The organism is Seramator thermalis, from assembly GCF_004138125.1.
GTDB classification, from domain to species: Bacteria; Bacteroidota; Bacteroidia; order Bacteroidales; family Dysgonomonadaceae; genus Seramator; species Seramator thermalis.
Map to the genome: position 1 here is coordinate 1 of NZ_RXHS01000005.1, position 17,396 is coordinate 17,396.

Sequence of the window (17,396 nt, forward strand, 5' to 3'; positions counted from 1 at the left end):
ACCTTTATATTTATCGTTATGTTTCGATCATTTCAAAAAATTAAAAACAGAATAACCTCAAATCAAAATTTAGCCTTTGATTTAGCTGCTTAATCTAAAAAAGAAAGTGCCCTTTTGAGACACCCTCTTTTTTCGTCGTCAATTCTTGAGCACAAGCAAAGGCGTTTTCGAATGGAAAATAACCCTTCGAGCCAATCCGGGATTAAACATTCTGGCAAAAATATTTCTCCTCGAACTTGACATAGATATCATATCGATTTGATTTTCTTTCACAAAATTATCTATTGCAACCTCTAATCTATCATTGGCACTATCGAGTAGCTTATAATGAATCTCGAGAAGAGGATATTTTTCTTTAAGATAATTCTTCATCCCGGATAACTTTATTTCGTTCCACAGATCATCTTTCTTACTGATATGTAGAATATAAACTTCGATTTGTCGGTCTCCTATCAGTTTCATCAGTCGCTCGAATGCCACAAATTCGCGTTCTCTGAAATTGGTAAGAAATGCAATTTTGTTCATCTCACTCAGATGCTTATCCGGCGCATCATCCGGAATGGCAAAAATAGGAGTTCTGCAGCCTTCTATCACTTCTGCAGTAACGCTTCCGATCAAATCCAAATCCCTTTCGCCACTGCCTCTTGTTCCCATCACAATAGCTGTGGGTTTGGCCTTGCGAGAATAATTGATAATTTCCTCTTCGGGAAGACCTTCGACAAGAAGAGTTGAATAATGGATATCCGGCAACAATCCTGCTTGAATTTTATTTTGCAATGTTTTTGTCCATTCTTGCATTTGGGCCTCCACTTTCTTATGGATGTTTTTGTACAATTCTTCGTCAGGAGCCTGAATAGCGAAAGTATCGCCAAAGGGAATAGCCATAGGATAGTAAGGTGAAAAATATGCGTGCATCAATTTGATATGGCAGTGGAGATCGTTTGCCAGCCTAAATGCAAACTCACATGCTTTCATTGAGGGCGCAGAAAAATCAACCGGCACAAGAATCTCTTTTGAAGTTTTATGATTATCTTCTTCGACTTTCTCTCCAGAAAATGTCTCATAATAAGATAAATCCACATCCTCAATGATGGCTAATGCTTTGGGTAGATCACTCGAATTGATTCTCACACGCACTTGCCCTGCCGGATTTGGCTGAATAATACTCACACTGTTCAGAACTGCAGGAATGCCCTCCGATTCGAGTATCGATTTCAGAATCTGGGCCTTTCCGTAGGTGTGAATGGCTACCGTTACAAGTTCATCACCCGTTTTCTTGTTGTTTTCATTGTTTTTCATAATGGGGTTATATTTAGAAATGACAAATCCAATATTCTTCTGATAATAGAACAATATTGGATTCGGAAAAGTTTAGTTGTATTTTCTACACACGATCTTTCTCTACAGGCGTTTCTGGATAATCCGAAAGGCCTAAAATTTCCAATGCCTTGTCAAAGATAGTTGTATCGTCCAATACTACTATTCCTCCATCGGGACCCGGTTCGATGTGAATACCCACACTTGAGCCGTATTTATAATTATGACCACCGAAATAATTACGCACTGTTTCGATATCAAGCTCTAACTCGTCTGCAATTTTGTGCATACTTCCGTCAGGCAATTTGTCCTTAAAAGATCGTAATTCATTAAATGTGAGAGTTTTCGCCATGGCTCTTTAATTTTTTATGATTAATAATAATTATTTTTTATCACGCTTTAAACTTACGGAAAAGTTTAGATATAAGCAATTATTTAATGAAAAAAATTCAAAAGAATAATTTGTTATCGGTATAAAAACGGACTAAGAGCAACAATCAATAAAATATAGCACGGAATGCAAATAGAAATTATTTTTGCACTTTGTTCATTATAAACGGATTGTAATGGCTTGGATAACTCAACATGAAAACATTTGAGACGAACCCATTTATATAATTCGAAAAACAAAAATGCGATCAAAACTCCCACAAGTGCACCAAAAAAGATATCCGAAATGAAATGCACGCCCAAATAAATACGAGAATAGCTGTTGATGGAAGCCCAGAGGATGGAGGTAATCGTAACCCATTTATTGCGAAATAGCAACGAAATAAAGGTAGCAATTCCAAAACTTGTACAAGCATGTCCCGAAACAAACCCATACATTCCCCCGCGATAATTGCGAACTATATCGATATATTGTTCAAAACCGGGATAATGTGTAGGCCTGAAGCGATGAAAAAGCGGCTTGAATATAGAGGAAGAAACAAAATCAGATATGCCAAAAACCAATAGAAAAAGAACGAGCGTTAGAATCGCTTCCTTATAGGGTGTTTTGTAGAACATCATGAATATCAGAAACAAAAAAAGAGGCAACCATACAATAGGTCTAGTATATGTCCACATGAGGTTATCCAAGAAGGGAGAATCGCTTCCGTTGAGCGCAAAAAAAAGATCTCGCTCGAGAGGTAGAAATCGATCTATAAGTTCATTCATATTATTTCATATTATTTCTACAAGTTCCTTTGGAATCCAGCCGACACTCCCATTTGCAATTTGAATTTCATACCAGTTGGCGTCTGTTCCTTTTATCTTAACTTTGGTTCCTGCATGGAGTTGAAAGATTTCCTTACTATTGATATCGGGCGATGTCTTGATAGAAGCGGCTGCCGACATCACAATGCCTGTTTCGCGATGAAGACGTAAATTTTTTTGATTGAAAGCAAAAATATTGGCAACGATAGTAAGAAGCAGAGCAAATAAACCGACATAAAAAGAAGTTTTTTTGAGCCATAACATTCTCGAGAACAGATACCCGGCTAAACAAAGCAGAAAAACGAAAAAGGATACGATAGCAAATTTGCTCCACTGATTTGAATTGAAAATATTTTGAACAGAACGAACCCAATTCGAAAGAAAAAACGTTCCGGAGGCATCTATTTTGTCCTCAATGCGCATACGGGCAAATTGTAAATTATGACGAATATCTCCATCTCCCGGATCCAGTAGAAGTGCTCGTTCGTAATTGAGTATAGCTTGCGCTATCTGCCCATCACGAAAATAAGCATTACCCAGATTATAATAAATTTCGGGCGATTCCTTTCCTTCGGAAAGATGTTGCGCAACTACTCCTTCGTACAATTCTATGCTTTTTTTGAAATTACCGGCACGATAGGCTTCTTCCGCAGCTTCAGCACCCGTTTTACTTTGAGCCGAAACCGAAACGAAGAAAAAAAGAAAAGAAGACAAAAGAATGGTAAAAGCCGTATGTATAGACTTCGTTTTCATAAACTTATTTTTTACCGTTTGTTTTTAATTGATTTTCCATTTTTCCAATTGCCTCAATCGTCTTGTCATACAACTGATCCATTGCGTGATCGGCTTCTGCAGGAGCGTAACGTGCAAACTCGCAGGCATCGAGTATCTGCATGAAGGTAGTAATAAGCGATTCTTCAACTCCCTGTTTGGACAATTCTGCCCCAACATTTTCTCTCGACAGTTGAGCCAGAGGAATAGACAATTTGTCGCTAAAATATCCCCATAAGGCTCTTAAAACTTCATCGTAAAACTCTTCTTTACGGTGCTCTTTCAAAAACTTATCGGCCATTTTCAGTCTCTTTGCGGCTACTTTGTTGGCCTGCCGGTTGCGCATCAAGGCAACGTTGGCATTTTGCTCGGCCTGCTTTCGATAAACTACATAAAGGCTGATAAACAATGCGAGCGGGATTATATACCAAAGCCAATAAACGAAAGAGCCGACAAAAAACTCGTTTTTGGAATAAAATGTTGGCTGACCAATTTTAAGAAATCGAATATCGTCTTCAACTTTCACATTTTGCTGATTAATGTAACTGCTGGCATTGGCCTTGGATGGATCACCTTTGGCAACTTCGATGGAATATTCGGGCGATTTCAGAATTTTATAGGCTCGAGTTGACAAGTCAAAATAAGAAAATTCAATCGCAGGAATTGTATATTTGCCTTCATAACGAGGTATAACGAGATATTGTATTTTTTTCGTTCCCGAAAGACCATTAGAAGTTATTTGTACTTTATTGTCAACTGTTGGATCGTAAACTTCGAAATTGGAAGGAAATTCGATTTTCGGATTCTGAATCAGTTTTAAATTTCCGGTTCCTCTTATTTCCAACGTGAGCGTAATCGGTTCATTGGCCCTGGTTTGTTGGGTACTGATGGTCGGGTGGAAAGTGAATTGACCTACTGCACCCGTGAAGCTTTCGGGTTTATCGGCGGGAAGCGGTTTGACATCGATCGTAACCGGATTGGTAACGAGAGCTTTTTTTACATCAACCATTACTTCCTGTGAGCCGAAAAAACTTTCGATCCTTCGACCTGAAGGAACTGAAAAAACCATCTCGATGCGTCCGCTCGGAATCGTAATTTTGCCGGATCTTTGAGGGAAGAGAAGCGTTTTACGCAGATCGGCCGTATAGTAATTGCGTCCGTTGAAATTTTCGATCTGCATTTGCTGATTTGCCGGTAAATCTACTTCTTCAACCATAAATCCATCGAATTCCGGAAACTGAATTTTTCCCAAATCCGTAACGTTGTACGTGGTATAAAGTCTGAAAGTAACGGTGAATCCTTCCTGTTCGTAAATGTTATTTTTCGAAACAATGGCTCGAATAAAAGCATCGTTGGAACTCAACGTTGCCGAACCTCCTCGAGTGGATGGATTTCCGCCTCCCGACTGTCCTTTAGGAATGTTTTCTTCACTAATTACCTTAATTTGTACTGGATTAGAAGTGTAGGTAGCTCCATCTACCTTGACGGAAGCAGGACCAATGGTATAAGTGCCTTCCTTGTCCGCCACCAGAATATAGGTATAGGATACAGAGCTTTCGGAAGTTGTTTTTCCGTTTATGGTTTGCTGACTGTAACTGGTAGAAACGGATGGTCCGAAAAGAATTTCGAACCCATTCATGTTCGATGGCAATCTCAAGTCTTTGCCCTCTTTGTTGAGCGTATAAGTTAATCTGAATTGCTGACCTTTGACCACCGTAGCTGGTGCTGAGGCCCGAAACGTAACCTGAGCGTGCGCCGTAAAAGCAAAAACAACCAACGAAACGATGAGTATGTTTTTGAATTGTAACATATTTCTGATTTCTTTCATAAAGCTCTACCAATCTTTGTTTTGTCTTCTATTTTCTTCGGCTTTCTGTTGACGCTCCTGAGCTTTTATTTGCTGCACTTTTTGTTGAGTTTCTTTTTCGTCCTGTTCTATAGCTTGCAAAATTTGCCGCGCATTACTTTGCGACATTTGCTCGGGCTCGTTGGGTTGCTCGGGTTTCTGATTTTTGTTTTGTTGATCCTGCGGCTGTTGTTGCTGTTCGTTTTGCTGTTGCTGCTGATTTTTATCTTGATTATTTTGATTTTCTGATTGTTGCTGATCTTGCATAATTTTTTGGGCAACCGCCAAATTGTATCGCGTCTCCTCATCATCAGGATTCAATCGTAGAGCATTTTTGTATGCTTCAATAGATTTTTCGATTTCTTTTTTTTGCAACAATGCGTTACCGATATTATGCCATGCAGCCGACATCTTGGCAGGATCATCCTTTTCTATAGACAGATAATGATTCATCTGCTCGATAGATTTGTTCCACTGTTTTTGTCGATAAAAAGCATTCCCCAAATTGAAATTAGCTTCCATCGATTTTGGATTTTCTTCGATTGCATCCTGATAGAATTTGGACGCTTCGGTGTATTTTTGCTCCTGGAAAGCTTTGTTGCCTTGTCGGATATTTTTGCGCACATTTTTCTGTGCGGATAACGAAAAGGTAATCATCAACATCGATACCACCAGCACATATTTTGAAATAACGGTTTTCATTTGAAAAGTTGAATGTTTTTGAATAACGGATTTTTTTTGTCGTATATCAAAATCTCGAAGATCAAGAGAATCAAAATCATCCAGGCAAAAATCGGAAATTTTTCGTCGTACTCCGAGTACGATAGCGTTTGCGAATCTTTGGTTTGAAGTTTATCCAGTTCCGATTGCAATATACGCAGCGCCGTATTGGAATTGTCCACTTGCACATACAAACCCTTGCCTGCGGCTGCGATATCTTTACATATCTGCTCGTTAAGTTTCGATAAAACGATATTTCCCTGCATATCGGTTTTAAAATCGCTACTATTTTCATCAAGTGGAACGGGTGAACCCTGTGGCGAACCTATTCCAAGAATATTTATCATGATTCCCTTATCTGCAGCTTGTTTGGCTGCTTCTATCGCGTTACCTTCATGATCTTCACCGTCGGTGATGAGGATCATTGCTTTGTCAACATCTTTTTCACTCGAAAAAGAATTCACCCCCAAATTGATAGCGTCCGCAATCGCCGTTCCCTGTACAGGAACAAGGCTCGGATCAATGGTACTCAGAAACAATTTGGCCGATTGCGTATCGGAAGTCATGGGCATTTGCACAAAAGCCTCTCCCGCAAAAACTATGAGTGCCACCTGATCATCCTTGCGTTCATCGATAATGCGGCTCAAAAGTTGTTTGGCTCGCGACAAACGATCAGGTGATACATCGCGAGCAAGCATCGAGTTCGAAACATCTATGGCGATGACCAATTCAATGCCTTTCTTATTTACTGTTTCTACTTTCGTACCAAACTGTGGTCGCGCAAGCATAAAAATGCCCAGAGTAAATACCAAAAAAATAATCCAAAATTTCAGATACGACCGTTTTAGGGAAAGTTCCGGCATCATTTGTTTCAGCAACGACAATGTTCCCAGCTTCTTCACATCGTTGCGTTTACGAATGTTCATCCATACATAAAATGCAACCAAAATGGGAAGCGCTATCAACAAATAAAGAAATTCAGGACTACCAAATCGAAACATATTTTATTTGATGGCTATGCCGCTAATTTATTGTGAAATTAATTTTATTCTCTCAAAATTCAATACTCAAGGAATGGTTCGAAGCCACGTTCTACGCAAAATCAATTCTATCAAAATAAGTGCTAATGCCGCCAGAGCAAAAGGAAGAAACAATTCTTGCTTTCGTGTAACATTCTGAACACTAATCAGGTATTTTTCCATCTGATCTATTTCGCGATAAACTTCACGAAGTCCTTCCGTATCCACAGCACGGAAATATTGACCACCGGTAAGCGATGCAATTTCGGTCAAGGTTTTTTCGTCGATATCTACCGGCATATTCTGGATACGCATTCCAAAAGGCGTCTGCACGGGCGTAGGTGCCATTCCTTTGGTTCCAACTCCGATTGTATAAACACGAATGCCGTACGATTTGGCCAAATCGGCAGCGGTAAGCGGTGCAATCTGACCCCGATTGTTGGTTCCATCCGTGAGGAGAATCACAACTTTCGATTTCGAAGGACTGTCTTTGAGGCGATTAACACTATTCGCCAATCCAAGCCCGATGGCCGTACCGTCCTCGATCATACCGAAATTCACATCTTTCAATAAATTAAGCAATACTTTATGATCGGTGGTGAGGGGACATTGGGTGAAGCTTTCTCCGGCGAAAATCACCAGCCCTATCTTATCATTTTTGCGATCTGTGACAAATTCCGAAGCTACTTTTTTTGCGGCTTCTATCCGATTGGGTTGCAAATCCTGTGCAAGCATCGATCCCGAAACGTCTAAAGCCAAAACAATATCAATACCTTGCGATTCGGTTTCTTCCCAACTATTAACCGCCTGAGGCCTTGCTATCACGATGATGATAAGTGCTATGGAGATCACGCGCAAAACGAAAGGGAAATGGCGCATATAAACCCTCATATTTGGCTTAACTTTTTTGAAAGCTTGAGTCGAAGCCAACTTGAAAGAAGCCTGCATCTTCGACAGTTTGACAACATACCAGGCGATAAGCGGGATCAGCAACAACAGTAAATACAAATATTCAGGGTTTGCAAATTGCATATATTTCTTCGAATAAAAACTTCAACATCAATTTAATTATCTATCCATTATCAGAATCACCCTCTCCCCTATCCTTTTTCGATTCCGATTTATCGGGCAGCGGATCAGGTTCACGTGTTTGATTCACAAAAAGGTAAGCGTTCATTATGCTCAAATCGTTCTCATCTGGATATGGTTTGTATTTGGCAAATTTCACCAAGTCGGCAACCGAGAGTATTTGCTTCAAATTCTCATAAACCGAATCGGCATCACTTAACTTTCGAATTTCGTTTAAAATTTCGCCTGAAGTCATTTCCAGCGCATTTATTCCGTACCTTTCTGCGAGATATATTCGCAAAATGTCCGCAATTTTTGTGTAAAATTCCTTTTCGCGCCCTTCTTGCCGTCCAAGTTTATCGGCCTTAAGCTTATCAAGAGCCTGTATGGCACGTACGTGGGCAGGAAGCACTTGGGGCGGAGTAAAGAAATATCCTTTGCGTTTCTTCTTTAATACGAAATATATCAAGGCAAGCACAATTGCAGCCAACAGACCAACGCCCAAAATCATCCAAAGAATCCACAGATAATCTGTCCAAACAAAAGGTGGTTTCTGTATTGGCTTGATATCGTTCAATTGCAATTGATTAAAGTCGATCGAATCGGTTTCTTTGTTTTTGAGTTTTTCCAAATATGTTCTTGTGGAGTCTTTAAGCACAGGTGAAGTTACTTTCAACCCGAATGAGTTGGAAAAAATGGTATCGGTGCCATCGAAAACAGGCATCCGAGGAATATTATAAAGAGTCGAATCGAAGGAAGTAACGACATATTTGAAATTAAGTGTCATTACATTGTTTTCGATTGTGGTATCGGGTTTGAGCATCGCGAGCACTTCAACACCCGGAACGATTTCTTTTTCGTAAACAGGAATTTGGATGTTTTTGCCTTTCGGAGTAATAACCTGCAGGTTGATGAGCGCCTGCTGACCGATCATGATTTCGGAAGGCTGAATCGTGGCCCGCACCGAAGCCCTTTGCGCCGAAAGAATCGTAGGTGCAATAAATAACGCGACAGATCCTATCCAAAAAAATATTTTATGCAGTGACTTATTCACGTGTAAACTTCATTATTTTCGTTGTTGAAAAAGCTGTAGTAACGACTTCACATAATCGTCATCGGTGGAAACCGACACATTATCTACTTTACTCTGACGAAAAGCGTTATACATTTCTGTTTGGCGATCGTTCCACCATTTGCTATAGCAATCACGTACATTCTTCGAGGAGGTATCCATCCATACATCTTCTCCCGTTTCGGGATCGTGCAATTTCATCAGTCCGACCGGAAGAAGTCGTGTACTCATTTTGTCATACACCTGAATGGCAACAATATCATGTTTACGGTTGGCTATACGCAATGCCTGTTTATAATCGCTTTGATCGACGAAATCTGAAAGAAGAAAAGCAGTACAACGTTTTTTGATGGCATTTGTCATATATCGCAAAGCCATGTCGATATCGGTACCCTTGCTTTTGGGCTCGAAACTCAAAATCTCGCGAATGATGAAAAGAATATGCTTTCTACCTTTTTTAGGAGGAATAAATTTTTCGATTTCGTCGGAAAAGAAAATTACACCGATTTTATCGTTGTTCTGAATTGCCGAAAAAGCAAGCGTTGCAGCAATTTCTGCCACCATGTCGCGCTTAGTCATCGTAGAAGTACCAAATGTCAAACTGTTTGACACATCAATCAGCAGCATTACGGTTAACTCTCGTTCTTCTTCGAAAATCTTTACGTAAGGTCGGTTGTAGCGAGCAGTAACATTCCAGTCAATGTCGCGAAGGTCGTCGCCATATTGATATTCGCGTACTTCGGAAAACGCCATACCTCGTCCCTTGAAAGCCGAATGATATTGTCCGGCGAAAATATTTTGCGACAATCCGCGTGCTCGAATTTCTATATGTCGAACTTTCTTTAATAACTCCGTTGTTTCCATTATTCTGCTTCGATTGACTTTACAAAAAAATCATTCATTGTCTCCTTATTAAGGTACTTCCACCTTATTGAGAATTTCACTGATGATTTCTTCGGATGTCATATTATTGGCTTCAGCTTCGTACGTAAGACCAATGCGGTGACGAAGCACATCGTGACAAACTGCGCGAATGTCTTCGGGTATTACATAGCCGCGACGCTTGATAAAAGCAAAACTTCGAGCGGCGAGCGCCAAATTGATGGATGCTCGGGGAGATCCGCCAAAACCAATCATATCTTTGAGATTGGGCAAACCAAACTGTTCGGGGAAACGAGTTGCAAAAACAATATCGACAATATACCGTTCTATTTTTTCGTCAATATACACTTCGCGAACCACTTTGCGGGCATCAAGAATTTCATCGGTTGTTACTACCGGTTTGTCAATTCCCACAGGTTCGAAAATATTTTGGCGGATAATGCGCTTTTCTTCTTCTTTTGAAGGGTATCCAATGACAACTTTCAACATAAAACGGTCCACCTGTGCTTCAGGCAACGGATAGGTTCCCTCCTGCTCTATCGGATTTTGTGTAGCCATTACTAAAAAAGGATTCGGCAACCGATAAGTAGATTCTCCGATGGTAACCTGACGTTCCTGCATGGCTTCGAGTAATGCACTCTGAACTTTTGCCGGCGCACGATTGATTTCATCTGCCAATACAAAGTTGGCAAAAACGGGCCCGTGTTTCACCTGAAACTCTTCGTTGCGCTGGCTGTAAATCATTGTACCGACAACATCAGCCGGCAATAAGTCGGGAGTGAACTGAATACGGTTGTATTTGGCATCGATCAGTTGAGCCAGAGTTTTGATTGCAAGCGTTTTGGCCAATCCCGGAACTCCTTCCAGTAAAATATGTCCATCGGACAAAAGCCCGATTAAAAGCGACTCTACCAAATGTTTCTGTCCTACAATTACATGATCCATTCCCGTGGTTATGGTCTGAACGAAAACGCTTTTCTGTTCAATTCTCTCATTTAATTCTTTGATATCAACTACTTGACTCATATTTATTTGATTGTTAAATTTCCGGATAAAATTACGAACTACAAAAATAGATATGTTAAATCGGTTTCGGGCAGATTTGGGGTTAAAAATCTTTAAGGTTTTCAGATTGTTAGGTCAACCAAAAATGCAATTCCGAAATCAACGGGATCACGATACATATCGGTATCGATTACTTACTTTTATTTGCATGGATTATGAAATATATTTGCAGTTATCATATTGTTACCATGGAATTATATGGGAGGAACCTGGGAGTTGCCTCGGAGCTATGTCGGAGCTATAACAAAAGAAAGATATAGATGGATGAAAGAAAACAGGGAGTATAAATAAGGTTTTGAACTGGTTTGAAACAATAATCACACGTGTTTTGATGAAATGTTTTGAAAAAAATTTCAGGATTGAGCTTATCCATTTTCGGGGAGAGAGAAAAGCATCTAAACAAATATTTCGGAAATCAGGCAACTTGGAAAGTCATCCATTTATCGAAAATCCATTCCAAATATTTTCGTGAACGAATGTTTCATCCTATCCTTAACTTGTTGATAATCTATTTCTTCTCCCAGCTCTTTTTGTATAGAAGTAACGCCCCGATCGACGAACCCACACGGATTGATATAAGAAAAATACGTCAAATCGGTATTCACATTCAGAGCCAAACCATGCATGGTTACAAACCGACTTGATCGAACACCGATGGCACATATTTTCCGCGCTTTTGCGGGATGCGAAGCGTCAATCCAAACACCCATCGCTTTTTCATCTTTTTCTCCCAAAATTCCATAACTGTCAAGCACATCAATCACCACATCTTCGAGCAAATCAATATATTTTTTAATTCCGATTCCGAATGATTCCAAATCGATGATAGGATAAGCAACCAATTGTCCGGGTCCGTGAAAAGTAATGTCCCCTCCCCTATCGATAGAATAAAAATCGATATTTTTGCTTTTGCAAATTTGTTCCGTGATGAGCAAATTGTGTTTATCGCCATGTTTGCCAAGTGTGTAAACCGGTTCGTGTTCGCAAAACAAGAGATATTGATCTCCGCAACCGCTTTTATTCACTTTCGATCGAATAAGCGAATCAAACAGTGTTTCCTGATAGTCCCAAGCCTGTTTGTATCGAATTCGCCCTAAATCCTGAAAAGTTACTTTTTGGTTCATATGCAAGAAATTCAAAGTAAACTTGCGTTTTTAGTTTTGTTCTTACACATGTTTTTCGGCGTGATAAGACGAACGCACGAGTGGCCCGCTTTCGACAAATCTGAAACCTTTTTTTAAACCTATTTCGCGATATTTGGCAAATTGTGCAGGGGTTACATATTCGGCAACAGGATAGTGTTTTCGGGTAGGTTGCAAATATTGACCTATCGTCATTATTTTGCAGCCGACTGCCAATAAATCATCCATAGTTTGTAAAACCTCTTCTTCCGTTTCACCTAGTCCAACCATTATTCCGGATTTGGACCTGACGGTTCCGCTTTTCGAAATGATTTCTATAGTTTTGAGACTGATATCATATTTGGCGCGACTGCGCACAAGTGGTGTAAGCCTACGGACTGTTTCGAGGTTGTGTGAAATTATATTGGGACGTGCATCGATGACCTTTTGAATCAATTCGGGTTTAGCATCGAAATCGGGAATAAGCGTTTCGATAGTGATATGAGGATTCTTTTCTTTTATACACTCAATAGTCTTTGCCCAAAAATCGGCACCGCCGTCAGGTAAGTCATCTCTATCGACACTCGTGATGACACAATGTTTCAACTTCATATTTGAGATAGTATCGGCTAACCTTTGGGGTTCGTTCCAATCTACCGGATGTGGCCTGCCGGTTATTGTTGCACAAAATTTACACGATCTCGTGCAGATTTCTCCCAAAATCATAAAGGTAGCTGTTCCGTTTCCCCAGCATTCAGCTTTATTGGGACATTTTCCACTCACACAGATTGTATGCAGATGTCGTGTTTCGACCAATTCTTCAGTTTTAAAATATTGCTCACCCTTTGGAAGAGCAATCTTCAGCCATTCGGGTTTTCTTTCCATTATTTTGACTTTTTCAATGATTAAACATTCTTGATTCCGCAAATTTAGTATATTTTCCGGCCAACCTGCCTATTTTATCAATTATTATCGTAGTTAACTTGTCTAACTATTTTTAAACGAATACAATTCAAATTGTAGAAACAAAACCCGTATCTTTGCCTCCACAAAATTCAAAGCAAAAATTCAGTTTGGACTTCCAACTTATACACACCGATGCGAAATCGAGTGCCAGAGCAGGAATTATAACAACCGATCATGGCCTAATCGAAACGCCGATATTCATGCCCGTTGGGACTGTTGGCAGCGTAAAAGCTGTTCATATTAGCGAGTTGAAAAACGATATAGGGGCCCAAATCATTCTGGGAAATACGTATCATTTGTATTTGCGACCCGGATTGGAAATTCTGCGACAGGGAGGAGGATTGCACAAATTCAACAGTTGGGACAGGCCAATACTTACAGACAGCGGTGGTTATCAGGTGTTTTCGCTTTCCGACAATAGAAAATTAAATCCCGAAGGAGCCGAATTTCGATCGCACATCGATGGTTCAAAGCATTTTTTCACACCCGAAAAAGTGGTAGATATCCAGCGCATTATCGGCGCCGACATCATGATGGCTTTTGACGAGTGCACCCCCGGGAATGCCGATTACAACTATGCAAAATCGTCTCTCGAACTTACCGAACAATGGCTCGATCGCTGTCTGAAACGTTTTGCCGAAACCGAATGTCCCTATGGGCATCGGCAAACTCTATTTCCCATCGTTCAAGGTTGCATTTATCCCGATCTGCGCAAACGCGCAGCCGAAAATGTTGCTTCAAAAGAAGCCGACGGAAATGCGATTGGCGGACTTGCAGTAGGTGAGCCTACCGAAAAAATGTATGAAATGGTGGAATTGGTAAATGAAATTTTACCCAAAGACAAACCTCGATACCTGATGGGAGTTGGCACTCCGGCAAATATTTTGGAAGCCATCGAACGTGGAGTGGATATGTTCGACTGCATCATGCCTACTCGTAACGGTCGTAATGGACAAATTTTCACTAAAAATGGTATTATGAATATGCGCAACGAAAAGTGGAAAGACGATTTTTCTCCGATCGAAAAAGATGGGGCTTCTTTCGTCGATTCGCTTTACAGCAAAGCTTACCTGCGACATCTGATCAATGTGAACGAAATACTCGGACTGCAAATTGCATCCATTCACAATCTTGCATTCTATATATGGCTTGTAAAAGAAGCAAGAAAACATATTATTGCAGACGATTTTTCGTTGTGGAAATCGAAAATGATTGAAAACGTAACCCGTAGATTATGAAAGTAGCGTTGGACAAAAAATCTTTGAAATTGCTTAAACTCGATAGATATATCATCAAAAAGTTTTTGGGAACCTTCGTGTTCATGATCCTGCTCATCATATCTATAGCAGTGGTATTCGATATCAACGAAAAGATAGATAAATTCATGACAAACAGTGCGCCACTCAATGAGATCATTTTCAATTATTACCTTAATTTCATTCCTTATTACGCCAATCTGTTCAGTCCGCTGTTTGTTTTTTTGGCTGTCATTTTCTTTACTTCCAAAATGGCGAACGACTCCGAAATTATTGCAATCCTTTCGAATGGGATCAGTTTCAAACGGCTCATGAAACCTTATATGATTTCGGCTTTGATTATAGCCGTTACCTCTTTTGTTTTCGGGGCCTATATCATACCGCCGGCCAACAAATCGCGTATCGAGTTCGAACAAAAATATGTCAATCCCAACAAACGTAAAATAGGAGATCATGATATTCAGTTTAAAGTAGCTCCCGGCACAATTGCCTATTTCGGCAATTTCGACCTGCAAACCAATACAGGATACAATTTTTCGCTCGACAAGTTCGATAGTCTCAACTTAGTTTCCCGTCTGACTGCTCAGTCCATTCGTTACGATTCGGCCTACCAATGGACTATAAGCAATTATCAAATCCGTCATTTTGATGGTCTCAAAGAAAGCATTACACGGGGAAACAGCATTGACACTACATTGCAAATAGTCCCCAACGATTTTATCATTGCTTCGAGCGATCAGCAAGTGATGACTTCACCGCAACTCCGAAACTACATTCAAAGTCAAAAAGAGCGTGGTATGGGCAATATTCAGCCTTTCCAGATCGAGTACCACAGCCGCATTGCTTCGGCTCTTTCGGCATTTATTTTGACCATCATTGGGGCATCGCTTTCGGCTCGAAAAGTAAAAGGAGGCATGGGCCTGAATATCGGTATCGGATTGGCGCTAAGTATGACCTATATCCTTTTTATGACCATCAGTTCGTCGTTTGCCGTTTCGGGAGTTATGACCCCAATGTTGGCAGCATGGATTCCCAATTTTATTTTTGCAGGAATAGCTGTATATTTGTATCGTAGAGCACCTAATTAACAGAAAAGTTGTAATTTCACAAATTAAACGAGACTCATCATGACAAAAAAATTGATATGGATTTTCGTTTTGCTTTGTTCATCACTTCAGTTCACCAAAGCTCAAACCAAATATCCCTATATAGTGATTTCTACAAACTTTGGCGATATGAAAGTAATGCTGTACGACGATACCCCAAATCATAGCGAACACTTTCTGAAACTTGTGAAACAAGGATATTTTGACGGAAGTCTTTTTCATCGCATCATCAAAGACTTCATGATTCAGGGTGGGGCACAAGATTCGAAAAATGCTCCTGCCGGCGCTTCCATCGGGGCCGGACGAATGGATATGGAAATTTTACCGGAATTTCGTCCGGGTCACTTTCACAAAAAAGGAGCTCTGGCAGCTCCACGTAGAGGAAATGAAGAGAATCCCCAAAAAAAATCGGATGCCTCGCAATTTTATATTGTCGATGGCAAAACCTACACACAAGGACGTCTCGACACACTGGAAATGGCGGTAAATGTTCCTATCAAAAACACTATTATCAAACAACATTATAATCCGCACAAAGACGAATTGGCAAGACTTAAAACTACCGATCCTTCAGCCTTCAACGCTTTGCTCGATTCGGTTTTGCAGGTTGTGGATTCTGTTTATGCCCAAGCTCCGGGCAAATTAAAAATTGCAGAAGAAAAACGCGAAGCATATTCGTCGTTAGGTGGTGTACACACGCTCGATGGAGAATATACTGTTTTTGGTGAAGTTATTGAAGGATTGGATGTCATCGATAAAATTGCCGACCTTGAAACCGACGAAAGAGATCGTCCCAAAAAAGACGCAAAAATTATACGTGCCTACGTCGTAGAATAATTTATTCTTACGTTTTCCGATAAAGACTTATCTCGATAATTATAGATGGTATTAAACCTATTTCAAAAAACAGTTATCATGCAAAATAAAATCCGCATCAAAGACATTGCCGAAAGAGCCGGTGTTTCAACAGGAACTGTAGATCGCATTCTTCATAATCGGGGAAAAGTTTCGAAAAAAGCACGAGAAGCCGTAGAAAAGGTACTGAGTGAAGTGGACTACAAGCCCAATATTCACATCAGTGGTATGTCTTTAAAACGAAAATACCGCATCATTATTACCATGCCTCATATTTTTCCGGGCGAATACTGGGAAAGTATCCGGAACGGTATTTTACGCGCTTTGGAAGAATATCAGAATATTCGCGTCGATTATCAAATTATTACCTATAACCAATACGATATTTTTTCTTGTCGTAGTATTTTTGATCAAATTATAAAAATGGAAGCCGATGCCATGATCATCGGACCTACATTTGCTGCCGAAACCGTAAAATTGACAAACGAACTTGATAAAAGGTCTATACCCTATATTTTTGTCGATTCGGCCATAAAGCAATCGTTTCCACTGGCTTTTTTTTCATCAGATCACTACACATGTGGATATTTAATGAGCAAACTTATTACTTCCATCATACCGAAATCGAGTGATATTGGAATATTGCAAGCCGTGAGAATCGGTAACGAAAGCGCAAATACGACTGTATTGCGAAAAAAAGGATTTATGGATTACCTTTCTGAAAAAAAATTGGATAACAAAGTACTTTCTATTCCTTTTTCGCTTCTCGAACCGGAAAAAAACAACTTCTTTCTATCGCAATTTTTCAAGGAAAACAAAAATGTGGGTGGAATTGTAGTTTTAAATTCTCGAGGAAATATCATTGCCAATTATATGTACGAGAATCATATCGATAATATCAAACTCGTTTGCGTGGACTTGACTCAACCCAATATCGAAGCTTTGAAAAAGGATAAAATTTATTTTCTGATCGGACAGGAACCGGAACAACAGGGTTTCATGGCAATGAAAACCCTGATCGAATATTTGGTTTTCAGGAATCCCGTACAAGTTGAAAATTACGTTCCGCTGGATATCCTTACCAAAGAAACCATCAATTATTATAGGGAATTTAATGAAGCAATTTTCGGGTGAG

The 17,396-nt window shown here is 40.0% G+C and carries 17 protein-coding genes; 4 read left to right on the plus strand and 13 right to left on the minus strand.

Annotated elements, in window-relative coordinates:
- Positions 1–138: 138 nt before the first annotated feature.
- The 13 genes from EJN84_RS05305 to lipA form a co-directional block, all read right to left on the minus strand.
- Positions 139–1,299 carry a universal stress protein gene (locus EJN84_RS05305; protein ID WP_238943932.1) on the minus strand — a complete coding sequence of 387 codons (1,161 nt, stop codon included), beginning with the start codon at positions 1,297–1,299 and terminating at the stop codon, positions 139–141.
- 85 nt (positions 1,300–1,384) lie between these two features.
- Positions 1,385–1,669 carry a DNA-binding protein gene (locus tag EJN84_RS05310; protein ID WP_101487235.1) on the minus strand — a complete coding sequence of 95 codons (285 nt, stop codon included), beginning with the start codon at positions 1,667–1,669 and terminating at the stop codon, positions 1,385–1,387.
- Between the two features lie 113 nt (positions 1,670–1,782).
- Positions 1,783–2,475 (minus strand): phosphatase PAP2 family protein, encoded by a 693-nt coding sequence (locus tag EJN84_RS05315; RefSeq protein WP_129594448.1) that lies wholly within the window; start codon positions 2,473–2,475, stop codon positions 1,783–1,785.
- A gap of 6 nt (positions 2,476–2,481) precedes the next feature.
- Complete coding sequence (locus EJN84_RS05320; RefSeq protein ID WP_101487233.1) at positions 2,482–3,267, minus strand: tetratricopeptide repeat protein; 786 nt, start codon at positions 3,265–3,267, stop codon at positions 2,482–2,484.
- Positions 3,268–3,271: 4 nt separating this feature from the next.
- A complete protein-coding gene (locus EJN84_RS05325; protein WP_129594613.1) occupies positions 3,272–5,095 on the minus strand; it encodes a BatD family protein in 1,824 nt (607 codons plus the stop codon).
- Positions 5,096–5,119: 24 nt separating this feature from the next.
- Positions 5,120–5,833, minus strand: a complete 714-nt coding sequence (locus tag EJN84_RS05330) for a tetratricopeptide repeat protein (RefSeq protein ID WP_238943933.1) — start codon at positions 5,831–5,833, stop codon at positions 5,120–5,122.
- Positions 5,830–6,852, minus strand: coding sequence for a vWA domain-containing protein (locus tag EJN84_RS05335; protein ID WP_129594449.1), 1,023 nt, complete (start codon positions 6,850–6,852; stop codon positions 5,830–5,832). Before EJN84_RS05335 ends, EJN84_RS05330 begins: the two co-directional genes overlap by 4 nt.
- A 66-nt stretch (positions 6,853–6,918) precedes the next feature.
- Complete coding sequence (locus EJN84_RS05340; RefSeq protein WP_129594450.1) at positions 6,919–7,902, minus strand: vWA domain-containing protein; 984 nt, start codon at positions 7,900–7,902, stop codon at positions 6,919–6,921.
- Between the two features lie 40 nt (positions 7,903–7,942).
- On the minus strand, positions 7,943–8,992 hold the full coding sequence (locus tag EJN84_RS05345) for a hypothetical protein (protein ID WP_238943934.1): 1,050 nt from the start codon (positions 8,990–8,992) through the stop codon (positions 7,943–7,945).
- 12 nt (positions 8,993–9,004) lie between these two features.
- On the minus strand, positions 9,005–9,874 hold the full coding sequence (locus tag EJN84_RS05350) for a DUF58 domain-containing protein (protein WP_101487230.1): 870 nt from the start codon (positions 9,872–9,874) through the stop codon (positions 9,005–9,007).
- Between the two features lie 48 nt (positions 9,875–9,922).
- A complete protein-coding gene (locus EJN84_RS05355) occupies positions 9,923–10,918 on the minus strand; it encodes an AAA family ATPase (protein WP_129594451.1) in 996 nt (331 codons plus the stop codon).
- A gap of 479 nt (positions 10,919–11,397) precedes the next feature.
- Positions 11,398–12,081 carry a lipoyl(octanoyl) transferase LipB gene (gene lipB / locus EJN84_RS05360; RefSeq protein ID WP_129594452.1) on the minus strand — a complete coding sequence of 228 codons (684 nt, stop codon included), beginning with the start codon at positions 12,079–12,081 and terminating at the stop codon, positions 11,398–11,400.
- Positions 12,082–12,123: 42 nt separating this feature from the next.
- Positions 12,124–12,966, minus strand: a complete 843-nt coding sequence (lipA, locus tag EJN84_RS05365) for a lipoyl synthase (RefSeq protein WP_262707347.1) — start codon at positions 12,964–12,966, stop codon at positions 12,124–12,126.
- Between the two features lie 185 nt (positions 12,967–13,151).
- Here lipA and tgt point away from each other — a divergent pair, with 185 nt between their 5' ends.
- The 4 genes from tgt to EJN84_RS05385 all read left to right on the plus strand — a co-directional run bounded on the left by tgt (position 13,152) and on the right by EJN84_RS05385 (position 17,395).
- The gene (gene tgt, locus EJN84_RS05370) at positions 13,152–14,282 is read left to right on the plus strand and encodes a tRNA guanosine(34) transglycosylase Tgt (RefSeq protein WP_129594454.1); all 1,131 of its coding nucleotides are present in this window, start codon (positions 13,152–13,154) and stop codon (positions 14,280–14,282) included.
- A complete protein-coding gene (locus EJN84_RS05375; protein WP_129594455.1) occupies positions 14,279–15,388 on the plus strand; it encodes an LptF/LptG family permease in 1,110 nt (369 codons plus the stop codon). The genes tgt and EJN84_RS05375 overlap by 4 nt, the downstream gene beginning before the upstream one ends.
- 39 nt (positions 15,389–15,427) lie before the next feature.
- Positions 15,428–16,243, plus strand: coding sequence for a peptidylprolyl isomerase (locus EJN84_RS05380; RefSeq protein WP_129594456.1), 816 nt, complete (start codon positions 15,428–15,430; stop codon positions 16,241–16,243).
- A 78-nt stretch (positions 16,244–16,321) separates the two neighbouring features.
- A complete protein-coding gene (locus EJN84_RS05385) occupies positions 16,322–17,395 on the plus strand; it encodes a substrate-binding domain-containing protein (RefSeq protein WP_129594457.1) in 1,074 nt (357 codons plus the stop codon).
- Position 17,396 lies beyond the last annotated feature (1 nt).

What these genes read in the sequence shown, in the direction of transcription:
- EJN84_RS05305 (WP_238943932.1), bottom strand. Translation starts at nt 1,299, where the DNA reads ATGAAAAACAATGAAAACAACAAGAAAACGGGTGATGAACTTGTAACG.
- EJN84_RS05310 (WP_101487235.1), bottom strand. Translation starts at nt 1,669, where the DNA reads ATGGCGAAAACTCTCACATTTAATGAATTACGATCTTTTAAGGACAAA.
- EJN84_RS05315 (WP_129594448.1), bottom strand. Translation starts at nt 2,475, where the DNA reads ATGAATGAACTTATAGATCGATTTCTACCTCTCGAGCGAGATCTTTTT.
- EJN84_RS05320 (WP_101487233.1), bottom strand. Translation starts at nt 3,267, where the DNA reads ATGAAAACGAAGTCTATACATACGGCTTTTACCATTCTTTTGTCTTCT.
- EJN84_RS05325 (WP_129594613.1), bottom strand. Translation starts at nt 5,095, where the DNA reads ATGTTACAATTCAAAAACATACTCATCGTTTCGTTGGTTGTTTTTGCT.
- EJN84_RS05330 (WP_238943933.1), bottom strand. Translation starts at nt 5,833, where the DNA reads ATGAAAACCGTTATTTCAAAATATGTGCTGGTGGTATCGATGTTGATG.
- EJN84_RS05335 (WP_129594449.1), bottom strand. Translation starts at nt 6,852, where the DNA reads ATGTTTCGATTTGGTAGTCCTGAATTTCTTTATTTGTTGATAGCGCTT.
- EJN84_RS05340 (WP_129594450.1), bottom strand. Translation starts at nt 7,902, where the DNA reads ATGCAATTTGCAAACCCTGAATATTTGTATTTACTGTTGTTGCTGATC.
- EJN84_RS05350 (WP_101487230.1), bottom strand. Translation starts at nt 9,874, where the DNA reads ATGGAAACAACGGAGTTATTAAAGAAAGTTCGACATATAGAAATTCGA.
- EJN84_RS05355 (WP_129594451.1), bottom strand. Translation starts at nt 10,918, where the DNA reads ATGAGTCAAGTAGTTGATATCAAAGAATTAAATGAGAGAATTGAACAG.
- lipB (WP_129594452.1), bottom strand. Translation starts at nt 12,081, where the DNA reads ATGAACCAAAAAGTAACTTTTCAGGATTTAGGGCGAATTCGATACAAA.
- EJN84_RS05375 (WP_129594455.1), top strand. Translation starts at nt 14,279, where the DNA reads ATGAAAGTAGCGTTGGACAAAAAATCTTTGAAATTGCTTAAACTCGAT.
- EJN84_RS05380 (WP_129594456.1), top strand. Translation starts at nt 15,428, where the DNA reads ATGACAAAAAAATTGATATGGATTTTCGTTTTGCTTTGTTCATCACTT.
- EJN84_RS05385 (WP_129594457.1), top strand. Translation starts at nt 16,322, where the DNA reads ATGCAAAATAAAATCCGCATCAAAGACATTGCCGAAAGAGCCGGTGTT.